The organism is Winogradskyella sp. PC D3.3, assembly GCF_054366245.1.
In genome coordinates this window covers 2,217,346-2,234,665 of the sequence record NZ_CM135962.1, presented here as the reverse complement: position 1 = coordinate 2,234,665, position 17,320 = coordinate 2,217,346, and the positions used below count along the sequence as shown (strand labels likewise).

The following is a 17,320-nucleotide window of genomic DNA, read 5'->3' as shown; positions in this document are numbered from 1 at the left end:
GTTTTTTATTTTTTACTTAAATCATCATTTATACCTCCCAAAATACTAGCTAATAAAACTTGTATGTCTTCAATGGATTTGTTCATTGATTGCGCTAATATTATTTCTGGGTTTTCTGCCTTTTCTTTTTTAGCAATACTTTTATTAAGTATTTCTAAAATACTGTTTTTTAATGTCTCATTTTGGTTTATAATCTGCTTCATTTTTCTACCAATAATTCTAGCAGCTACAATTTGTGTATCAAAATTATCATCGTCAAATAAATCTAAATGATTTTCGTATGCTTCATCTTCATACAAAGTCCAAGCGTGATGTAATAAAAACGAAATATCTTCAAGATCTTTTGCTCTTAAATCTGGTTTATCTGTCCAAGACATTAACTTCAATATTATAATACCTTCTATTGGAGATACAGGTAAAGTATAGTTTTCTTCCTTAATTGTTACCGTTTCTATATGTTCACCAACTTCAGTAAAACCCAATACTGATAATGTGATATCTCTATCTATAAAATTTACGGTAAACTCTTGTTCTATTTCTCCATAAGGCATTAAATCTAAAACCGTATTAGTTTCATCAAAAACTAACCTATAACCTTCTTTTGTAGTTTTAAACCCGTTATAATTTAATTCTGTAAAAATAGATTGATACACATCGATATCTGGAACCATAATAGCAAAATCAATATCTGCTGTACCTCGACTTGGTTTTATACCTTGCTTATATAATTGTACGTCTCTTGCATTAGCACCTATTAAATAATAATTAATACCGTATTTAGCAAAAACGGTTTCTAATATTGCATATACTTTTGCATGATGCGCAAATGAATATTGCTTATAGGTTGGGTTGGATATGCTCATTATATAATATTTGGGCTGTTTCTAAATTTCTACCGTTTCCGCTGTAAATTAATTGTGCGTATATAATTAATGGGTGTACTATGTTTTGATTTTTTATATAATCTAAAAGTCTATCCACTGTATTGCTTTCTAACCAAAACGGTTTGTAAATACTTATTTCACCATGGGCATCTGGCAACAGTTTTAAGTCTTTAATAATTTCTTGTTTTGGCAAATGTGTAAACATTGAAAACTTTTCAGGATTTAAGTAGTTTGTAAGCAATGCCGCAGCTGGTTCTCCACTCCACAGTACATTGGGAATCATTAATTGGTTTTTCCAATTACCTTTATTAGTTTTAGAAAATGTAAAAGTGCCTATTTTATGTGCAGGTAATATCTTTTCGTTAAGTAGAATAACCCATTTTTCTAATAAAGCGTCTTTATTTACTAATTGATATTTTTGTTGGTTGTTCCATTTTACACTGTAACCTTCATCAAACAATCCTTTTAAAAACTTACTCACACTACCTAAAGACACATTACTAATTTGTGCTAAATTGCGTTGCGTTTCATTAATTAATTCTGGGTTTTTGAGTAAGTTAAATAATATTTGCCCACCAGATTGGGTAAATATATTAGAGTATTCGCTGTTGTATGGTTTTGCGTTGCCTTGCTCTACATAGACTTTTAGGTCTTTTAAATCTATGTAAGCGTTTCCAAAACTATCTATGTAATTGATGCCTTGCGCTTTTAGTAGCTGTTTTGCTTTCGGTGTTATATATTTTGAAGCTACTAAAACAGGAAAGTTTTTGCTTCTGCTTTTAATAAAACCAATTATATTTTGTGGTCTTACTTCGTTTTTGGTTTCTACAAAGACGTTTTGGTTGTTTATTGTGTATATACTTTCTTCCTTAGCTTTATTATAATTTTGATAGGTAACTTCTACCTCAAAATCTAAAGCATCAAAAAATTCCATGATGTGTACAAAATCAGTCATTCTGTTCAAATTTTAATCATGTTCATGTAACATGAACAATCAAATATAATGAACAACTTCTAATTATCAAATATTTAACTCACAAATGTTCATAAAAAACAAATGTTCATGTTACATGAACTAACAGAAATACTAAAAATGCATATTCTATACCTAATTATAAAGGCGCTTTGTTTTAAAATAAACCATCGTTCTTTGGTACTTCTCGTTTTGCTTCTTCTACCATGTACATGGCTTTGCAATTGTTACAATATAAATAATACTCAAAATAATAAGATTTATTTTTATTGAATTTTCGTTTCTTAGGAACCTTCTTGACCGTAGGTGTTTGACACTTTCTACATAAATCACCTTCCTTTTCTATACTTTTCTCTTTGTAGTCTTCAATATGCTCTAAGTAATCTAAATAGCCTTCATCATTCACTTTATTATCTGAGTGAATCCCTTTGTTAGCTAAAAAATCACAGCGTTCATTCTCTATATGGCCAGCATGTCCTTTAACCCAATTAAATGTCACTTCATGTTTTTCAATAACAGAAAGCAACCTTTCCCATAAATCCTTATTAAGTACTAAATTGCCCTTTTTACGAATCCAATTATTCTTTTTCCATGTTAATGCCCAACCTTTTTCTATACCATCCACCACGTACTTAGAGTCTGAATAAACCGTAACCTTTGCTTTGGTATTTATTTGTTCTAAACCAAAAATTACTGCCATTAACTCCATTCTATTATTAGTGGTAAACTCGTAGCCACCAAAAAATTCTTTTTGTCGTCCTTTATGTTTTAATATGGTACCAAAACCTCCTTTACCAGGGTTGGGTTCTGCACCTCCATCTGTAAATAATTCTATTTCTGGTAATACCATATTTTTCGATTTTTTTTTAATCTAAATTGATGGATTAATTTACTTATTCTTATAAACCTTCTTAATTGACCTTATTGAATCATAAGTTACAATTTAACTTTTTTAGTACTACTTATTTTAGATTCATGAAATCTCATTAGTTTATAAAAGCGATTCCAAAACTTTCTGCTTTGTCTTTTAATAACATCTTTACCTCCATTTAAATTTCTCATGCTATCATTTGCTTTATAGATATAACTTAAATAATTGCCCCAATAATACTTTTTTGTTTTCTCATATATTTTAGGATCTGCCTTAGATGGATGATAAATCATTTTGCGCTTTGCTCCTCTGTGTGTAAATCGTTTGTACAATCTTGACTTAAATAAACTTTTATCAGGATTTTTACTGTGAATCGCTAAAGAACTAGATTTTTTAAATGATCGTTTCATCGATCTATAAAATTTAGAAAAACCTGAGTCTTTTATAAGAATCCGTTGCCCATCATAAGAGAACCCTAAATATTCTAAACATTTATTATAGTTATGTTCTTTTGAAATTTCATCAATTTCAAACCCTTTAAAAATACCATCTATTTCTTCGAACCTATAAACAACAGTCTTTGAAGGATGAATTTCTAATTTTGCTAAATTTTTAACTTTATCACGTATGAATTTTATTATATCGTCTTCGTATTCCTGTTCACAGACTATAATTAAATCATCACTATATCTTTGATAGTAACCTCCTATAGCATCCACCTTATCAAACACTTCTTGATCAAAATCAAGCATGTAAATATTAGCTAAAGTTGCACTAATTGGGCTTCCCTGTGGAATACCTTTTTTATTTTGTGCTGAAATAATTAAATTTAAATTATTTGCTAAAAATTCTTCTTTTGTACAATAGGCAACAGCATTTTTCTCTTTGAAGTAACTATTAGATTTGATTTCAATTCTTTTTAACTCTTTGTCTTTCGATGAATTAGGCACACCTTTTTCAACAAGCATCGTTCCATTATAACTATTATATAATTGATCACCTTCTACATAATGTAAATTAGTTAAAGCTTTAAAGACATTATAATGATCTTCTGGAAGAGTTGTTTCATTTAAAACTTTACACCATTGTTTCTTTAATATCTTATGGTCTAAATTATCAAAGAAAGCAGTGACATCTGCAACGATTGCTGTAATTTTTTTGTTTTCATTTTTTTTTATAAACTCAAAAGTACTTTTGGCAAAATCGATATTACATTTATTTTTATCTGAACCAACAGCTATAGGTATTTTACGATAGGCAACTATGGACTCATTAAAATTTTTGGTCTCAATAAGATTTTTATACGCGTCACTAATTAAATGATTATAATAAGAAAACACGATAGAGTCTAAATGAGAAGCATAATAGATATCTCTAACTTTAGGTTTATCTATAAATCGCATACGCTCACCCTTTTTATTTCTAACAAGATCAATAGTATCAGCTCTATATTTACGTTTAATGATACACTTATGAATTAAAGGTAAAAAACTATGCTTTTTTACAAATAGAGGATCTCCCACATAAGATTTGATCCATTTATAATCTTTCAATGATAATGGCTCTCCAATGTGCGGGTAACGTTTTAATTTAAACCAATCTTCTGTTTCCATAATTTAAAAATAGGGCCAGTTACTAATAGTAGCAGGTTTAGAATGTACATGCCTTTCGAAGCTTTCACTCGTAATGAGCTATTGCGACGCTACTCTTTTCAGGTATAGAAATTGTTATCTTTGTAATAACCCTCTTAAACATCATTAAAATGCTTAGAACATTAAACAGCAAATGCAACTTCAGGAAGCCAACAGTTATGACGCTGTTGTCAACCATCTCCTCCTTATTCACTTTATTGGGTGAAAATTTGGAAAATGGTATCATCCTTCCAATCTAACGTAAATCTTAGAAAGTAAAACTGAGTAAAACGTAACATTCCGACCTTCTGGCCCATTTTATTAATTTTTTATTATACCACTTCAAAAGGCCAAGAGTAATGAGAGTAAGCAAATGGTTGGCCACCTTCTTTACTCGTTATTTTTGCTTTTATTTTAAATTTTGTTCCAACAGGATGCTCTTTACTCAATACTTTAGAACATTCTACATGCATATCTTCAGTATAAGGTTCTTGACCTGAAATAGGTTTAATGTGTATTTCACCATGATAACCTCTATTTACTTTTGGTTTGTAACTTTCAACAATGATATAGCTATACTCTTCTTTTTTCATTCTTAATATTTTTTACAAATCCCCCTTAAAATCCCTATCTAACAAACAGCTTTTTAAGCGTTACATTTGTTTAATTAATTACATTTCTTAAACCCTTTTGCTTCCCATAACTCCGCTAAATTCTCGGGTGTTCTAGGAAAGTTTTCATTAAACTGAAAATAATTAAAACCTCCAGGTGTTGTTAATTTAGCTACATGGATTTTTCTTTTTCTACAAACATCTGCTATAGGTTTCCAGAGTATATTCCATGCTCTGTTAGTAGTTGCCCTCGTAAGGTAGACACATTTTAAGTTTTGTAAGTTAGAGGATTGTTCTATTAAGTTTGAAATCTCTGTAGGTAAGACATTATCTTGCAAAATGAATGGCTCTAGTTTACTGTCACTAAAATTTTTACATAATGTCTCTTTCAAATCCTTAGCAACAACTTTATTTACTCTTTTAAGTAAGTCTGTTACAGCTAATTTGTTTCTTTCACAAAAGGATTTCCAATCATCAGGATTTCCCTCTGTTCCTAGTAATGGATTTTGTTCATAAATATAGCCTAAAGTATTCCAGAACATGTTACGTTCTGTTCTGCCATAAAACCATTCTGCACTATTTTCTTCATTACAACAACCAGGATTAAATGTGCCAATAAATAACGTATTTACTTCCCATGACACATAATCCAAATTTAAATTTTTATTGAACTTATGCCAACAATCAATTTTTAGTACTACTTTCATATGACAATTATTTATACTTACAACTCTCCCTTAAAAGCCTGATCTAACAAACTGCTTTTTAAGGCTTTTAAATTGGTTAGTTTTTGGGTTTGGGTTTCTACAACTGAATTAATCCCATTTTGATAATCAAAAAACTTATTAGATAGCAATTTCTGAGTTTTTAAATCAGGCAATGGAACTTCTAATTTATCTATATAACCTTTACTAATATTTGGTTGTGCACCTCCTGAACTTTCTCTGATAATTCTGTCTCTTTGCGATAACAGAAAGAAATAAACATAAATTTCATCAAACAAGCCTTTATTATTTTGAATAGAACAAACAGCTTGATTGGTACAAGCATCCATTCCAAGAATTCCTAATTTACCAGCTGTTGCACCATACATTGCCATAAGTAAAGTTCCTTTTGTAAATAAAGAAGCAGATGATTTTTGTAAACCGATTTCTGTAATAAATTCCGTATTTTCTACTATTTTAAAAGAATCATTTAATTCACCTGATTTTAACCAAGGTATATTTCCTTTCCAAAATTGTCTTTCACTACGTCTTGGTGTCCCTCCACTTTTTGTTTTTGCAAATTCACTTATTGCTTTTAACTTAATTCCTTTAGTTTCCAACCTCCCAAACTCCTCATCCAACACAGACCCCATTAAAGCCTGCGTATGCAAAATATTTTCTTCTAACAAACCAATAGCTTGGTCTATTTGGGCAAACAAACCATCTAATTTTGTAACAATTCGTTGTTGTTCTGGTAATGGTGGAAGTGGGATTTTTATTTCCTTTATAGTTCTGAGCACAACTCTTTTAATAGCGGCTCCTGTTTTTAAACCTATTGCTTCATCCTGAATATTAGGACTTAGCATTATGTACTTAAAAAAATTTGAATCAATTATTTTTCTATCTGGTCTTAAAATTGCTAAAGAGCTCAAAACAACAAACTCCTTTTCATTTTTCACAAGCGCAACCTTACCAACGGTTCCATCTTTTGAAAAAAGTATATCTCCGTTGAGTGGCTGACAATTTCCATCGACTAAAAGTTTAAAATCTTTAAGACTAATTTTTTTACAATTAGTTGTATCTATTGATCCATCATTACCTATATCTCTAACAGTTATATAAGGAAATCCTTTTTCTAAAGTCTTAGGTGATTTATGTGCACCATCAGTAACTAGTAAACAACAATCCTTAATTGGTTTATAAATTTGTTTACTCCCCATCAATCAAGCTTTCAATTTGGTTCATTAATGTATTTATTTCAGTATCGTTTTGCTTAATAGCCATTAATAGCTCTTTAGGGCTTTGGTGTATTACTTCAACTACTTTGTGCGGGTTTTTGGCGCTAAGGTCGTAGTCTTTTATGTCCGCTACGTTTACAGTCCAGTCATGGCAAGTTTCATCTGTTTTAGCATTGGTTATGTTACGTTCTTTTGGGTTATGGAATAGGTGTACAAACTCCTTGATATGCTCGTAACTTATGGGTTTGTTTTTGGTAAGCTTATAAGGCGGTGTAACATCGTAATACCAAATATTGCTGGTTGCGCCTTTTCTATCAAAATAAATAATATTGGTTTTTACGCCACTATACGGTAAAAACACACCAGATGGTAAACTTACAATAGTATGTACATTAAAGTTTTCTAACAAGGTTTGTTTTACTTTAGTAAAGGCATTATTGGTTTGAAACAGTACGCCTTCTGGCACAACAATAGCTGCGCGACCTTCTAGTTTTAGCATTTTCATAAAATGCTGCATAAACAAGATTTCCGTAGCATTACTTTCTACAGGAAAGTTTTGTTGAATTTGCTTTTTTTCTTTGCCTCCAAATGGTGGATTTGCCAAAATAACATCGTGTCTGTCTTTTTCTTGGTAATCGCGTATATTTTGGGTAAGCGTGTTGCCTTTATATACGTTTGGGCTTTCTATTCCGTGTAGAATCATGTTCATCATACCCATTACATATCCCAAACTAGTTTTTTCTTGTCCGAAAAAAGTATCGTTTTGTATGGTTTCCCAATCTTTGGCAGATAGTTTTTCTTTTTTACCATCTTGCGTTAAAAAATCGAAAGCTTCAACCAGAAAACCACCAGAACCAACCGCTCCATCATAAATGGTATCGCCTACTTTAATATCTGTGGTTTCTACCATAGCTTTTATAATGGCTCTTGGTGTATAGAATTCGCCAGAGTTTCCACCATCGCTTCCCATACTTTTTAGTAGGTTTTCGTAGACTTGCGAGAGCTCAAACAACTCATCACTACTTTGGAAATCTAGCGCATCAATAATATCTAAAACCTCGCGTAATGTGTGACCACTTGCGATTCTATTATCTAAATACTCGAAAATAGCACCTATTTTATAGGTTAAAGATTTAGGATTGTTAGTGGTTGCTTTAAAGGCTTGTAAATACGGAAACAAGGTTTTATTGACGAAGTCTACTAAATCGTCACCAGTTAAAGCACGTTTTACATCGAGTTTACCGTTGTCGTCTTTTGGGCAAGCCCATTGATGCCAGCGTAAATCTTTACGCAAAACATAGTTGTAATCAGTACCTTCTAAAAAAGCCTCGTCTGCTTTATTGTCTTCGTAATCGTTTAAAAATTTAAGAAACAGAATCCACGAGATTTGCTCTGTGTAGTGCATGGCACCTGAGATACCATCGTCGCGACGAAGGATATCTGTAATTCTGTCTATGTTGTTTTGTATGCTCATAGGTTTGTTATGGCTGTTAGTTTTTCTGTAATAAATTCACCACGTTCTTGTGCTGTAATTGGACTAATATGGCATTCTATAATTTCTCTACTATTAGAATGTTCTAGTATAAAGGTACTTAATGCTTTTAAAGCATTTATGACTTCGGTCGTTGCTACTTTTGCGTGTTCTAATAGGTCTGTATTGTTATCTAAAATGTAGATAATATCTTCAAAATCATGACTCCATCTAGGATCTGAGCCTCCTCTATCATTAAAAGCTTCCCATTTAGTAGCTAAAAACACAGTAACAGGAAGTACTGAAATTTCGACAGAACCAACTTGTGTTTCATAAGCCTGCTCAAAACCCGGTTTTAAATACGAATTGGTTGGTCCAAAAGGTGTGGCTTCATAAGGTATAAAATCAATAAGGATACCCTTATGGGTATAACGATACAAATGTGTACCTGTCGCATCTGGAAAGATATTTTTTTCTGCCAACCTTTCTCTTAAGGTCTCCATATCATTGAGCGTAGATACTTGAACACAAACATCTACATCTGTAGTTACACGTGGTAATTCTGCACCTTCATCGGTAGCATAGATACTAATTACAGCACCACCAATATAGACCACTTCTGTGTTAAGATCACCTAATGCTTGCGCAACTGTAGCAACAATATCTAAATTTATTGGTGTATGATTATGCATATTGTAACCGTTCTTTTAATAATGAAATAGCTAAGTGTTGTTCACGTACTTTACCCACTCTAATGGCATCAACAAGCGCAAGTATTTCATGTAATTTATGATCTTTTAAAACAATTTTTGGCACCGTTTTATATAAAGGTTGTATGGCTTGTCCACGCATACTGCCTCGAGCATAAGCCCAAACGAAATTTTCATTTCCATGAATTTCATTAGACAATGGACTAGCCGAATGCGCCGTTGGAACTCCACGTACAATTGCACCAGGTTGTTCTGGGAAAACATATTTAACGCCATGCTCTAAAAACTCCAATAGATTTAGCACATTAACATGTTTACGACTTGCATCAATTAATCCAGAATATTTTGCACGCGATAAACCTTCTGAAACTTCAGATTGACTAATATCTAAATCTTCAGCTATTGTATGTTGAAACCATTCTTGATTTGCTAAAGTGCATATTTTTAAAAGAATTAAAATATCTTGCGGTTTTAAATTGTTGTTTTTTTTCATGATATTGCATATTGCGATACGCAATATAACACATATTTTATTATATATTACTGTACTTCAAAAATTAAATTGCATATTGCGATAAGCAATATTACAAATCATTATCCTGCTTTATAAATGTTTTCCTGTAATTTATAATAAGCGCCTAAAAGTGTCTTCATATCTCCAAAAGCCGTTTTTGCATCTTTGGTCGTACCTAATTTTAGTTTTACTAAATCTCCTAATTTATCGCGTTGTAATTCTTCTATACCATAATTTTCATAATGGTTTAAGATAAACTCTAGAAAGTCTTTCGCTTTTAAGTTTTTATAAACTTTAAAAAACTCAGGCTCATCTTTTACAAACTTCACACGTTGTTTACGTGTCATTAAATTAGAGTTGAAAGAGATATGAGACAACACATCAAAAATATCACACTCTGGTGAGGCAATCATATTCCGTAAATCATTCAGTTGTTCGTTATCAAAACCTAAATCGCCTAATTTTAATAATAAATCAGCCCTTGTATCTGGATTAGACCATATTTTACGTAAATGTGCTTCGTCTTTATAAATGGCAGGTAATTCGCCAATTAGTTTTTCTAGAAACTCACGAGCCGTTAATGGTTTTCCGTTTTCGTCTATATAGCGTGTATCAATGTCTGTAACTTTTAATTGTCTTCCGTTAGAGAGTTCTATAATTAATTTCTCTTTGCGTTCGTAAGGTTCTCCTGGTTCGTTAACTTCAGGCTTACGTGGTGGTTTTGGTATGGGGTCACCTCCTGCTCCTTCACCTTCTGGTTCTTCAGGTTCTCCATCCCAAGCTGCATCATAAAACAAATTAGTTGCTCCAACAAAATCGATAATGGTAAAAAAATCTTTACCATCGAAAACGCGTGTGCCTCTACCAATAATTTGTTTAAACTCTACCATAGAACCAATTGGTGCAGTAAGCACAATATTGCGTACGTTTCTGGCATCGACTCCCGTAGTTAGCATTTTAGACGAGGTTAATATTACAGGAATGTCTTTATCGTTATCTTGAAAAGCTTCTAATAATTCTCTACCATGTTTACCTTCATCACTGGTAACACGAACACAGTAATTGATATCTGATACTTCTTTGTGCTTATTTATATAATCTCTTAAATCGAGCGCATGATCTTGGTTGCTGCAAAACACAATGGTTTTATCCATTTTACCTATTTGCTTTAAGATGGTTTGTGCCACCAACTCAATACGTTGTTTAACGGTTATGCTTTTATTAAAATCTTTAAGTTCGTAACGGTCTTTTGTGACTTCTCCTTGAATTACTTTACTATCATTAGTATGTATGTATTCGTCTATATTCGTGGTGACACGTTTAACTTTATATGGTGTTAAAAACCCATCTTGAATCCCTTCTTTTAGAGAATATTCATAAATAGGTTGTCCAAAATATTTGTAAGTATCTACATTATCATCACGTTTTGGAGTTGCTGTTAAGCCCAAGTGAACCGCTGGACTAAAATGGTCGAGAATTGCTCTCCAAGAGCCTTCTTCATTGGCAGAACCTCTGTGACATTCATCTATAACAATAAGGTCGAAAAAATCTTCTGGATATTCTTTATAATAACCACCAATATCTTCACGCTCTGCAATAGCTTGATAAATAGCAAAAAAGATAAATGCGTTAGTCGGCACTACTCCATTTCGTTTTCGTACTTCTTCTCCATCAATTTTAATTACATCTTTTTCGTAAGGATTAAATGTATTGATCGCTTGATCTGCTAAAACATTTCTATCTGCAAGAAAAAGAATTCGAGGTCTTCTATTTTCTCCTTCAATATTCCATTTCGCCGTTAATAACTTATGTACTATTTGAAACGCAATAAATGTTTTTCCTGTTCCTGTTGCTAAGGTTAATAAAATACGGTTTTGGTCATCAGCAATACTTTCCATTGTTTTATTTATAGCAATTTCTTGGTAATATCTAGGCTGAAAATTACCAGTAAGTAAAAATGGAATGTTATGTAATTGTTCTTTTAGTTTGTTTTTAGCTCCAAAAAGTCTATTGTATAATTCTTGAGGCGTTGGAAAATTATCTACATAGTTTCCTTTTCCTAAACTTCTATCAAACTCATAAATTTGTTTGCCATTGGTAGCATAAACAAAATTGATTTTTAACTTTTCGGCATATTCTAAAGCTTGTTGCAATCCTTTTGTAGGATGATCTCCTAACTTTTTGGCTTCAATTATGGCTAAATTGGTATTATTATACTTTAATAAATAATCTAGAAAAAGACGTTTACCGCGTTTGTTACCTAGTAATTTTCTTCCGTCCGTAAAATAGTGTTCTCTAACTATGTGAATGGCTTCCCATTTACTATCAACTAGTTTTGGGTCTATAAAGTTAGCCCTTGTATCAGATTCTGATATGTGTTTATTCATAAGTACGTAATAGTCATATTGATTCAAATAAAAAATTGAAACAATAGGTAAAAAAAAGAAATTAACTAGGGAACTTTAAAGGTATTAAAACCTTTCAAATTTCAAAGTGAAACTTAAGGAATTTTCAAACGATTAAATTACTAAAACCGTAATATTGAACACTAAATATGTTACAAATTTCTATATCTGATTATATTAAAAATTAAGTGATTGAATTACGCTTTTTCAAACCTAACTTTAGGCAACACCACTTTATACTCTTTACCTTCTTCTTTATCATACCAATACACCAAATACTCAACATTACCGCTTAATAATTGATAACCATCATTGATAAAAGTGTTATATTTTTTTGTCATAAATGCTTTTGAAAACAACAATACGTTTCTATTGTCTTCTTTACCTAATCCTACTGCATCGTTATTAGCAAACGTCACAATACCTTTTCTAAGTTGATCTCCAGACTTCAAAGTATTTATTGCAGTTATTGTTCTATGATACTTCTGAGAACTTAAATAAATATCTTTGTGCCCAAGGATTAATTCAAAATGTTTAGGTTGTTCTGTTGTGCCTTCAAAATTTACAATAGACAATCCGCTTTTGCCAAATTCATCAAAGAAAGATGAGTTACAGTGAATCTGCAAACTTAATTTTGCCCTAGAACAACCTACATAAATGACACGCTTAGACTCTGTTTTCGTAAAATCATAATCTTCTAAAAGCAGGTACACATGATCAAATTCTTTACCTTTGGACTTATGCATGGTCGCAATTATTATAGCATTTGAATCGGGATCTATCGCATCCTCCATTTTAATTTCACGGATGTACTCATACCAATCTATGAGCTGCTTTTGTTTATTAAAGTTTAATTCAAACTTTTCAATTATTTTTAAACAAATTTCAAAATGCATACTCGAATTATGTTCGGCTATAAAATGATCTTTAGCCGCATCCCATTGATTATTAAAAATGAGACCAGCATCATTACTATTTTGTTTAAGATGATTAGTGAAAGTTCTTAACTCAAATAAGTGATCTAAACTAAATCCTTCTAATCCTGTAATAAGTCGTGTTCTCTGACCTAATTCCTTTAAAAAAGTATTTAGCATTAACGCTTGCTTATTTGTTCTAACGAGTATTGCACGTGTTCCAGAATAATTATCGCGAACAACACTTTCTGCTAATGCTTTTTCGAGATAAGATGTGTTGTACCTAATGAGTTTTAAATTGGACTCTAAGCTTTTCTCAATCGGCTCTAATTCTAGTGTTTTTAATCGATTTGGTATTTTTTTTAGTAAGGCATTGTTGAAAGCCACAATATGCGAACTGCTCCTGTAGTTTTTGATTAGGGTGTATGGAGTGGCATTATATTTTCTTTTAAACTCCAGCATATTTTTATTGGACGATCCTCTAAAGCCATAGATATTTTGGTCATCATCTCCCACTGCAATAACTCGAATGTTCTTGGCTTTTTTAATTATAATTTGCACTAATAGCCATTCCGCATCATTGACATCTTGGAACTCGTCAAGTAACAGAACACTTTTATTTACGATTGATGAAATATCGATATCTTCATTTTGAATCGCTTTTATACAATCTTGTATAACATTTTCAGACTTTTTTAAATCCCCTAGTTGACCTAATAATTGAAAGCAAAATCCATGAAACGTTGTAATCTTAATTAAACCAGTATACTCTGGCACTAATTTTCTGGCTCTTGCTCTAAATTCTAACGAAGCCGCTTTAGAGAAAGTTAACATTAAAAATTGTTCTGGTTTAATATCTTCTAACAGCAGTAAACTGGCAATTTTGTGCACAAGCACTTTGGTTTTCCCACTTCCTGGACCCGCTAAAACTAAAATATGATCTGATTTATTATCATCTACAATTTTACGCTGATCAACATCTAATTCTCCTGCTATTTCCTTAAATCTTTCAGGTGTTAACGGTCTGCTAATTTCCATTTTACGTCTAGGAAAGTACTTTGCAATAAATTCTTCGTAAGGTTGACTAAAATAATCATTGACGTAAGCCAAGGCAGATTCATAATTTTGAAGTCTACGTTTAGCATATTCACCAACAATATGTATTTGTTGGGTTTTGTGATCATAATGTTCCCCCATTTTATTAAAGTTCTCTAATGTGAACCTTGGGAGAGACCTATCAATGTCTTCTATATTTAATCGGTTATAAGACACCATAAATCCACCTTCTAATTTTATAGATTTTATCTGATTTAAAAACAACAGCGTTTTCTCGTACCGCTTAATATCTTCTTCTTTTATTTGTCCAAATAATTGGTTTGAGTTTTTAAGATCTAACATTGAAAAACTCACAGGTAAATCCTTTTTTTCTTCAGTTTTTCGATTTTTTTTCTGTTTTAAATAAAACTTCTCTAGTAACTCATAAACATCTAACGTTAACTCATGCCTCCATTCAATATCTTCATTTAAAGATTTGTAGTCTTTTATCTTTATTTGATATAAATCGTTCTCGCGATCCACACGTTTTTTTGTGATAAAATTTCTTATTTCCCAATAATTAAGAACATTCCTAAGTTCGTGTATTTCAGATTTTACGTCTATATCATTTATGGTTTGGTTTAGCTGTCGCATCGATATTTTAATATCCTTTTTTAGAACATCGTGCATGGCCTTCTCTATTTTCCGATAGCGCTCTAGTGTTTTTTTTGAACCTTTTTCTGACTGTGTAAGATTTATAAATGCCGTTAAATCTTTAGCATCACCCAGAATTTTAAGATCTCTTAAGATATCAATGACATCCCTAATTTCATACAGTTTTAATCCTGTTCTATCGGCCAAATAATCAATTCTGCACTCATCATCTTTTACTATTCGTTGGAGTACTATTGAACAATGACTTATTTGGTTTTCAGTAATTGTATGACTCTGTTGTATTTTTACTAAAGCTTTATCTAAATTAGGCACCAACAAACTATCAGCAAAAACCATAGAGGAATTCTGCTTACGTTTTAAAAATCCTTGATCTTCTAAAGCTGCAACCGACGTTTTAACCCTTGTTTCTAACTCATGTATTTCGGTATCCCAACCTGCTTTTTGAGCAATCTCTAAAGCAGAATTGCTTATTTTTTTTGATTTTCTATATTTCGATAAATTCTTAAGCGCTTGCCAAATTTGCTGAATCTCTTTTTGGTTGATCTTGGTTTGCTGCAACAAACTAAAGTGCTTATTTAAGTCTTGTTCATTAAATAAAATATAACACTTCGCTTGAATTTTTTCATCTCTTCCTGCACGTCCAGCTTCTTGAACATAATTTTCTAAAGAGTCAGATATATTATAATGTATCACAGACTTTACATCATCTTTATCTACTCCCATTCCAAATGCAGACGTTGCCACAATGATATTTTTATCATTCTGCATAAAGGCATCCATGTGATCTTTCTTTACTTCCTTATCTAGCTTTCCATGAAAATACGTAGAACTAAATCCTGCTTTTTCTAATAAGCCATGGATTTCTTCAACTCTCTTTGTTCTTGATGCATAAATAATCGCAGGTTTTTCACAATCCTTTAATAATGGCAGCAACGAACTCATTTTTTGATTTGGATCTTTAACGTCTATGACCTCATATCTTAGATTGGTTCTGCTAGCTCTCGTAACAAATTCGATTAATTCAATGTTGAGTTTTGTTTTAAAGTAGGTTTTAATATCTTCAATAACCTGAGGCTTTGCTGTAGCCGTAAAACAAGACACAGGAATTTTCCCATATAATTTATCTTCTTCGAGATCTTTAATAAAATCCGCAATGTATAAGTAATCTACTCTAAAGTCTTGTCCCCAAGATGAGAAACAATGCGCTTCATCTATTACAAATCGTGCAATTGAACGTTGTTTTAAAATTCTTAATATAGTTGGTGAACGTAAAGACTCAGGAGATAAGTATAACAGTTGCACTTCTCCTTGTTCTACTCTTTCAATAGCCTCTTGTCGTTCTAATGGAGAAAGAAGACCATTTATAGCTCTTGCTTTTGTGATATCAAATCGTTTTTCAAGATTTTCAACCTGATCTTTCATTAAGGATACTAAAGGTGAAATCACAACTGTTAATTGTCGAGACAAGGAACCTTTCATTAATGCTGGTAATTGAAATGTTAATGATTTTCCTCCACCTGTAGGAAATACAGCGACGAATGAACTTGAAGTTAATCCTGCTCTGACTGTTCTTTCTTGTAAACTCACCTCTTCATCTTGATCAAAACTTCTAAAGTCTTCATATCCGAAATAACTTTGTAATGCCTTTTTAGGATTTAAATTGGAATTACAATATGTACAACTATCATCTCCACAATACTTAAACCTAATATCATTTAAAATTTGTTGTGTTTTAGGCTTTGTTTTATTCACCCAATAGGATAAAATAGATTTATCTTCTTTAGTATTTATTAATGCAAAAGCATAAGCTAATTCAATAGGATTATCATTTACCAATTGAAAAATATTAGCACTATCACAAATTTTATGCTTAAATAGATTTGCTATTTCAGACGCAGTATCAAAATTACTTATTTGAAAGTTTATTAATTCTAAAAAACCAGAATAAGCCTCAAAACCTGATAAAAGTCTTGCGTAGATTTGTTGTATGTTTTTATCTAATTCGTTAAAACGATTTAGTTCATCACTTAATAATTCCTTAGTTAATTTACAATCAGACAAGGGATTATTATAATCGCTATCATTTACTATTTTGTAGCCTTTTACAAGTTTATGATATGGATTGTCACTAAATAATAAAGGTGACCACAATAGTGTATCAACTATTTTTTTATTTCTAAAAATCCCATTTCCTAATACGTTTTCTAATAATGGAATATCGTGGGTTACAATATTATGACCACAGATGTATTCTGCTTGGTTGATCCAACTTTCAAGTTTTATGAGTTGGTTTTCATGTAATTCTTGTCCATTAAAAAGAGCTCCAACGTCTTTTATTTTCCCATTCTCAGTAGTCTCGATGTCAATGTAGAGAACTTTGTTTATCATAATTTATTGGAATGAGAAAGAATAAAAATTTTAAAGATTTCGTGTTAAATACAATATATTAATCTGATTATTTGTTCTTATATAAATATAGCAAAAGGTAATGGATTCACAAACAGAAAATCCTGATGCAATTTATCGTCATCGTTTATTATCAAATTATTAAAAAAGTTTATCCTTAAACAATAAAATATTAGTATTTATTTAAAATAAGAACAGGTTATAATTAGTTCTATGGTGTTTTTGTAAAAATTAAAAACTTTGACTCATTTTTATTTTTCACCCATCAAATTAGTCAT

The 17,320-nt window shown here is 31.5% G+C and carries 12 protein-coding genes; all 12 read right to left on the bottom strand.

Annotation, left to right across the window (positions count from 1 at the left end):
* Nucleotides 1-5: 5 nt before the first annotated feature.
* The 12 genes from ACXGSQ_RS09670 to ACXGSQ_RS09615 all read right to left on the bottom strand — a co-directional run bounded on the left by ACXGSQ_RS09670 (nucleotide 6) and on the right by ACXGSQ_RS09615 (nucleotide 17,024).
* Entirely contained in the window at nucleotides 6-863 is an 858-nt protein-coding gene (locus ACXGSQ_RS09670; RefSeq protein ID WP_458625997.1) for a nucleotidyl transferase AbiEii/AbiGii toxin family protein, read from the bottom strand.
* The gene (locus ACXGSQ_RS09665; RefSeq protein WP_458625996.1) at nucleotides 838-1,839 is read right to left on the bottom strand and encodes a type IV toxin-antitoxin system AbiEi family antitoxin; all 1,002 of its coding nucleotides are present in this window, start codon (nucleotides 1,837-1,839) and stop codon (nucleotides 838-840) included. Before ACXGSQ_RS09665 ends, ACXGSQ_RS09670 begins: the two co-directional genes overlap by 26 nt.
* 175 nt (nucleotides 1,840-2,014) lie before the next feature.
* On the bottom strand, nucleotides 2,015-2,707 hold the full coding sequence (gene rnhA / locus ACXGSQ_RS09660) for a ribonuclease HI (protein WP_458625995.1): 693 nt from the start codon (nucleotides 2,705-2,707) through the stop codon (nucleotides 2,015-2,017).
* An 86-nt stretch (nucleotides 2,708-2,793) separates the two neighbouring features.
* Nucleotides 2,794-4,341, bottom strand: a complete 1,548-nt coding sequence (locus tag ACXGSQ_RS09655; protein WP_458625994.1) for a reverse transcriptase domain-containing protein — start codon at nucleotides 4,339-4,341, stop codon at nucleotides 2,794-2,796.
* A gap of 350 nt (nucleotides 4,342-4,691) precedes the next feature.
* Nucleotides 4,692-4,952: a hypothetical protein gene (locus ACXGSQ_RS09650; RefSeq protein ID WP_458625993.1), complete on the bottom strand. Its 261-nt coding sequence runs from the start codon at nucleotides 4,950-4,952 to the stop codon at nucleotides 4,692-4,694.
* A gap of 74 nt (nucleotides 4,953-5,026) precedes the next feature.
* The gene (locus ACXGSQ_RS09645) at nucleotides 5,027-5,677 is read right to left on the bottom strand and encodes a hypothetical protein (RefSeq protein ID WP_458625992.1); all 651 of its coding nucleotides are present in this window, start codon (nucleotides 5,675-5,677) and stop codon (nucleotides 5,027-5,029) included.
* Between the two features lie 17 nt (nucleotides 5,678-5,694).
* Nucleotides 5,695-6,894, bottom strand: a complete 1,200-nt coding sequence (locus ACXGSQ_RS09640; protein WP_458625991.1) for a restriction endonuclease subunit S — start codon at nucleotides 6,892-6,894, stop codon at nucleotides 5,695-5,697.
* Entirely contained in the window at nucleotides 6,884-8,386 is a 1,503-nt protein-coding gene (locus ACXGSQ_RS09635; RefSeq protein WP_458625990.1) for a class I SAM-dependent DNA methyltransferase, read from the bottom strand. Before ACXGSQ_RS09635 ends, ACXGSQ_RS09640 begins: the two co-directional genes overlap by 11 nt.
* Nucleotides 8,383-9,075, bottom strand: a complete 693-nt coding sequence (locus ACXGSQ_RS09630) for a nucleotidyl transferase AbiEii/AbiGii toxin family protein (protein WP_458625989.1) — start codon at nucleotides 9,073-9,075, stop codon at nucleotides 8,383-8,385. The genes ACXGSQ_RS09635 and ACXGSQ_RS09630 overlap by 4 nt, the downstream gene beginning before the upstream one ends.
* Complete coding sequence (locus tag ACXGSQ_RS09625; RefSeq protein ID WP_458625988.1) at nucleotides 9,068-9,586, bottom strand: hypothetical protein; 519 nt, start codon at nucleotides 9,584-9,586, stop codon at nucleotides 9,068-9,070. Before ACXGSQ_RS09625 ends, ACXGSQ_RS09630 begins: the two co-directional genes overlap by 8 nt.
* A gap of 101 nt (nucleotides 9,587-9,687) precedes the next feature.
* On the bottom strand, nucleotides 9,688-11,994 hold the full coding sequence (gene hsdR / locus ACXGSQ_RS09620; protein ID WP_458625987.1) for an EcoAI/FtnUII family type I restriction enzme subunit R: 2,307 nt from the start codon (nucleotides 11,992-11,994) through the stop codon (nucleotides 9,688-9,690).
* A 215-nt stretch (nucleotides 11,995-12,209) separates the two neighbouring features.
* Nucleotides 12,210-17,024, bottom strand: a complete 4,815-nt coding sequence (locus tag ACXGSQ_RS09615) for a RecQ family ATP-dependent DNA helicase (protein ID WP_458625986.1) — start codon at nucleotides 17,022-17,024, stop codon at nucleotides 12,210-12,212.
* Between the last annotated feature and the right edge of the window lie 296 nt (nucleotides 17,025-17,320).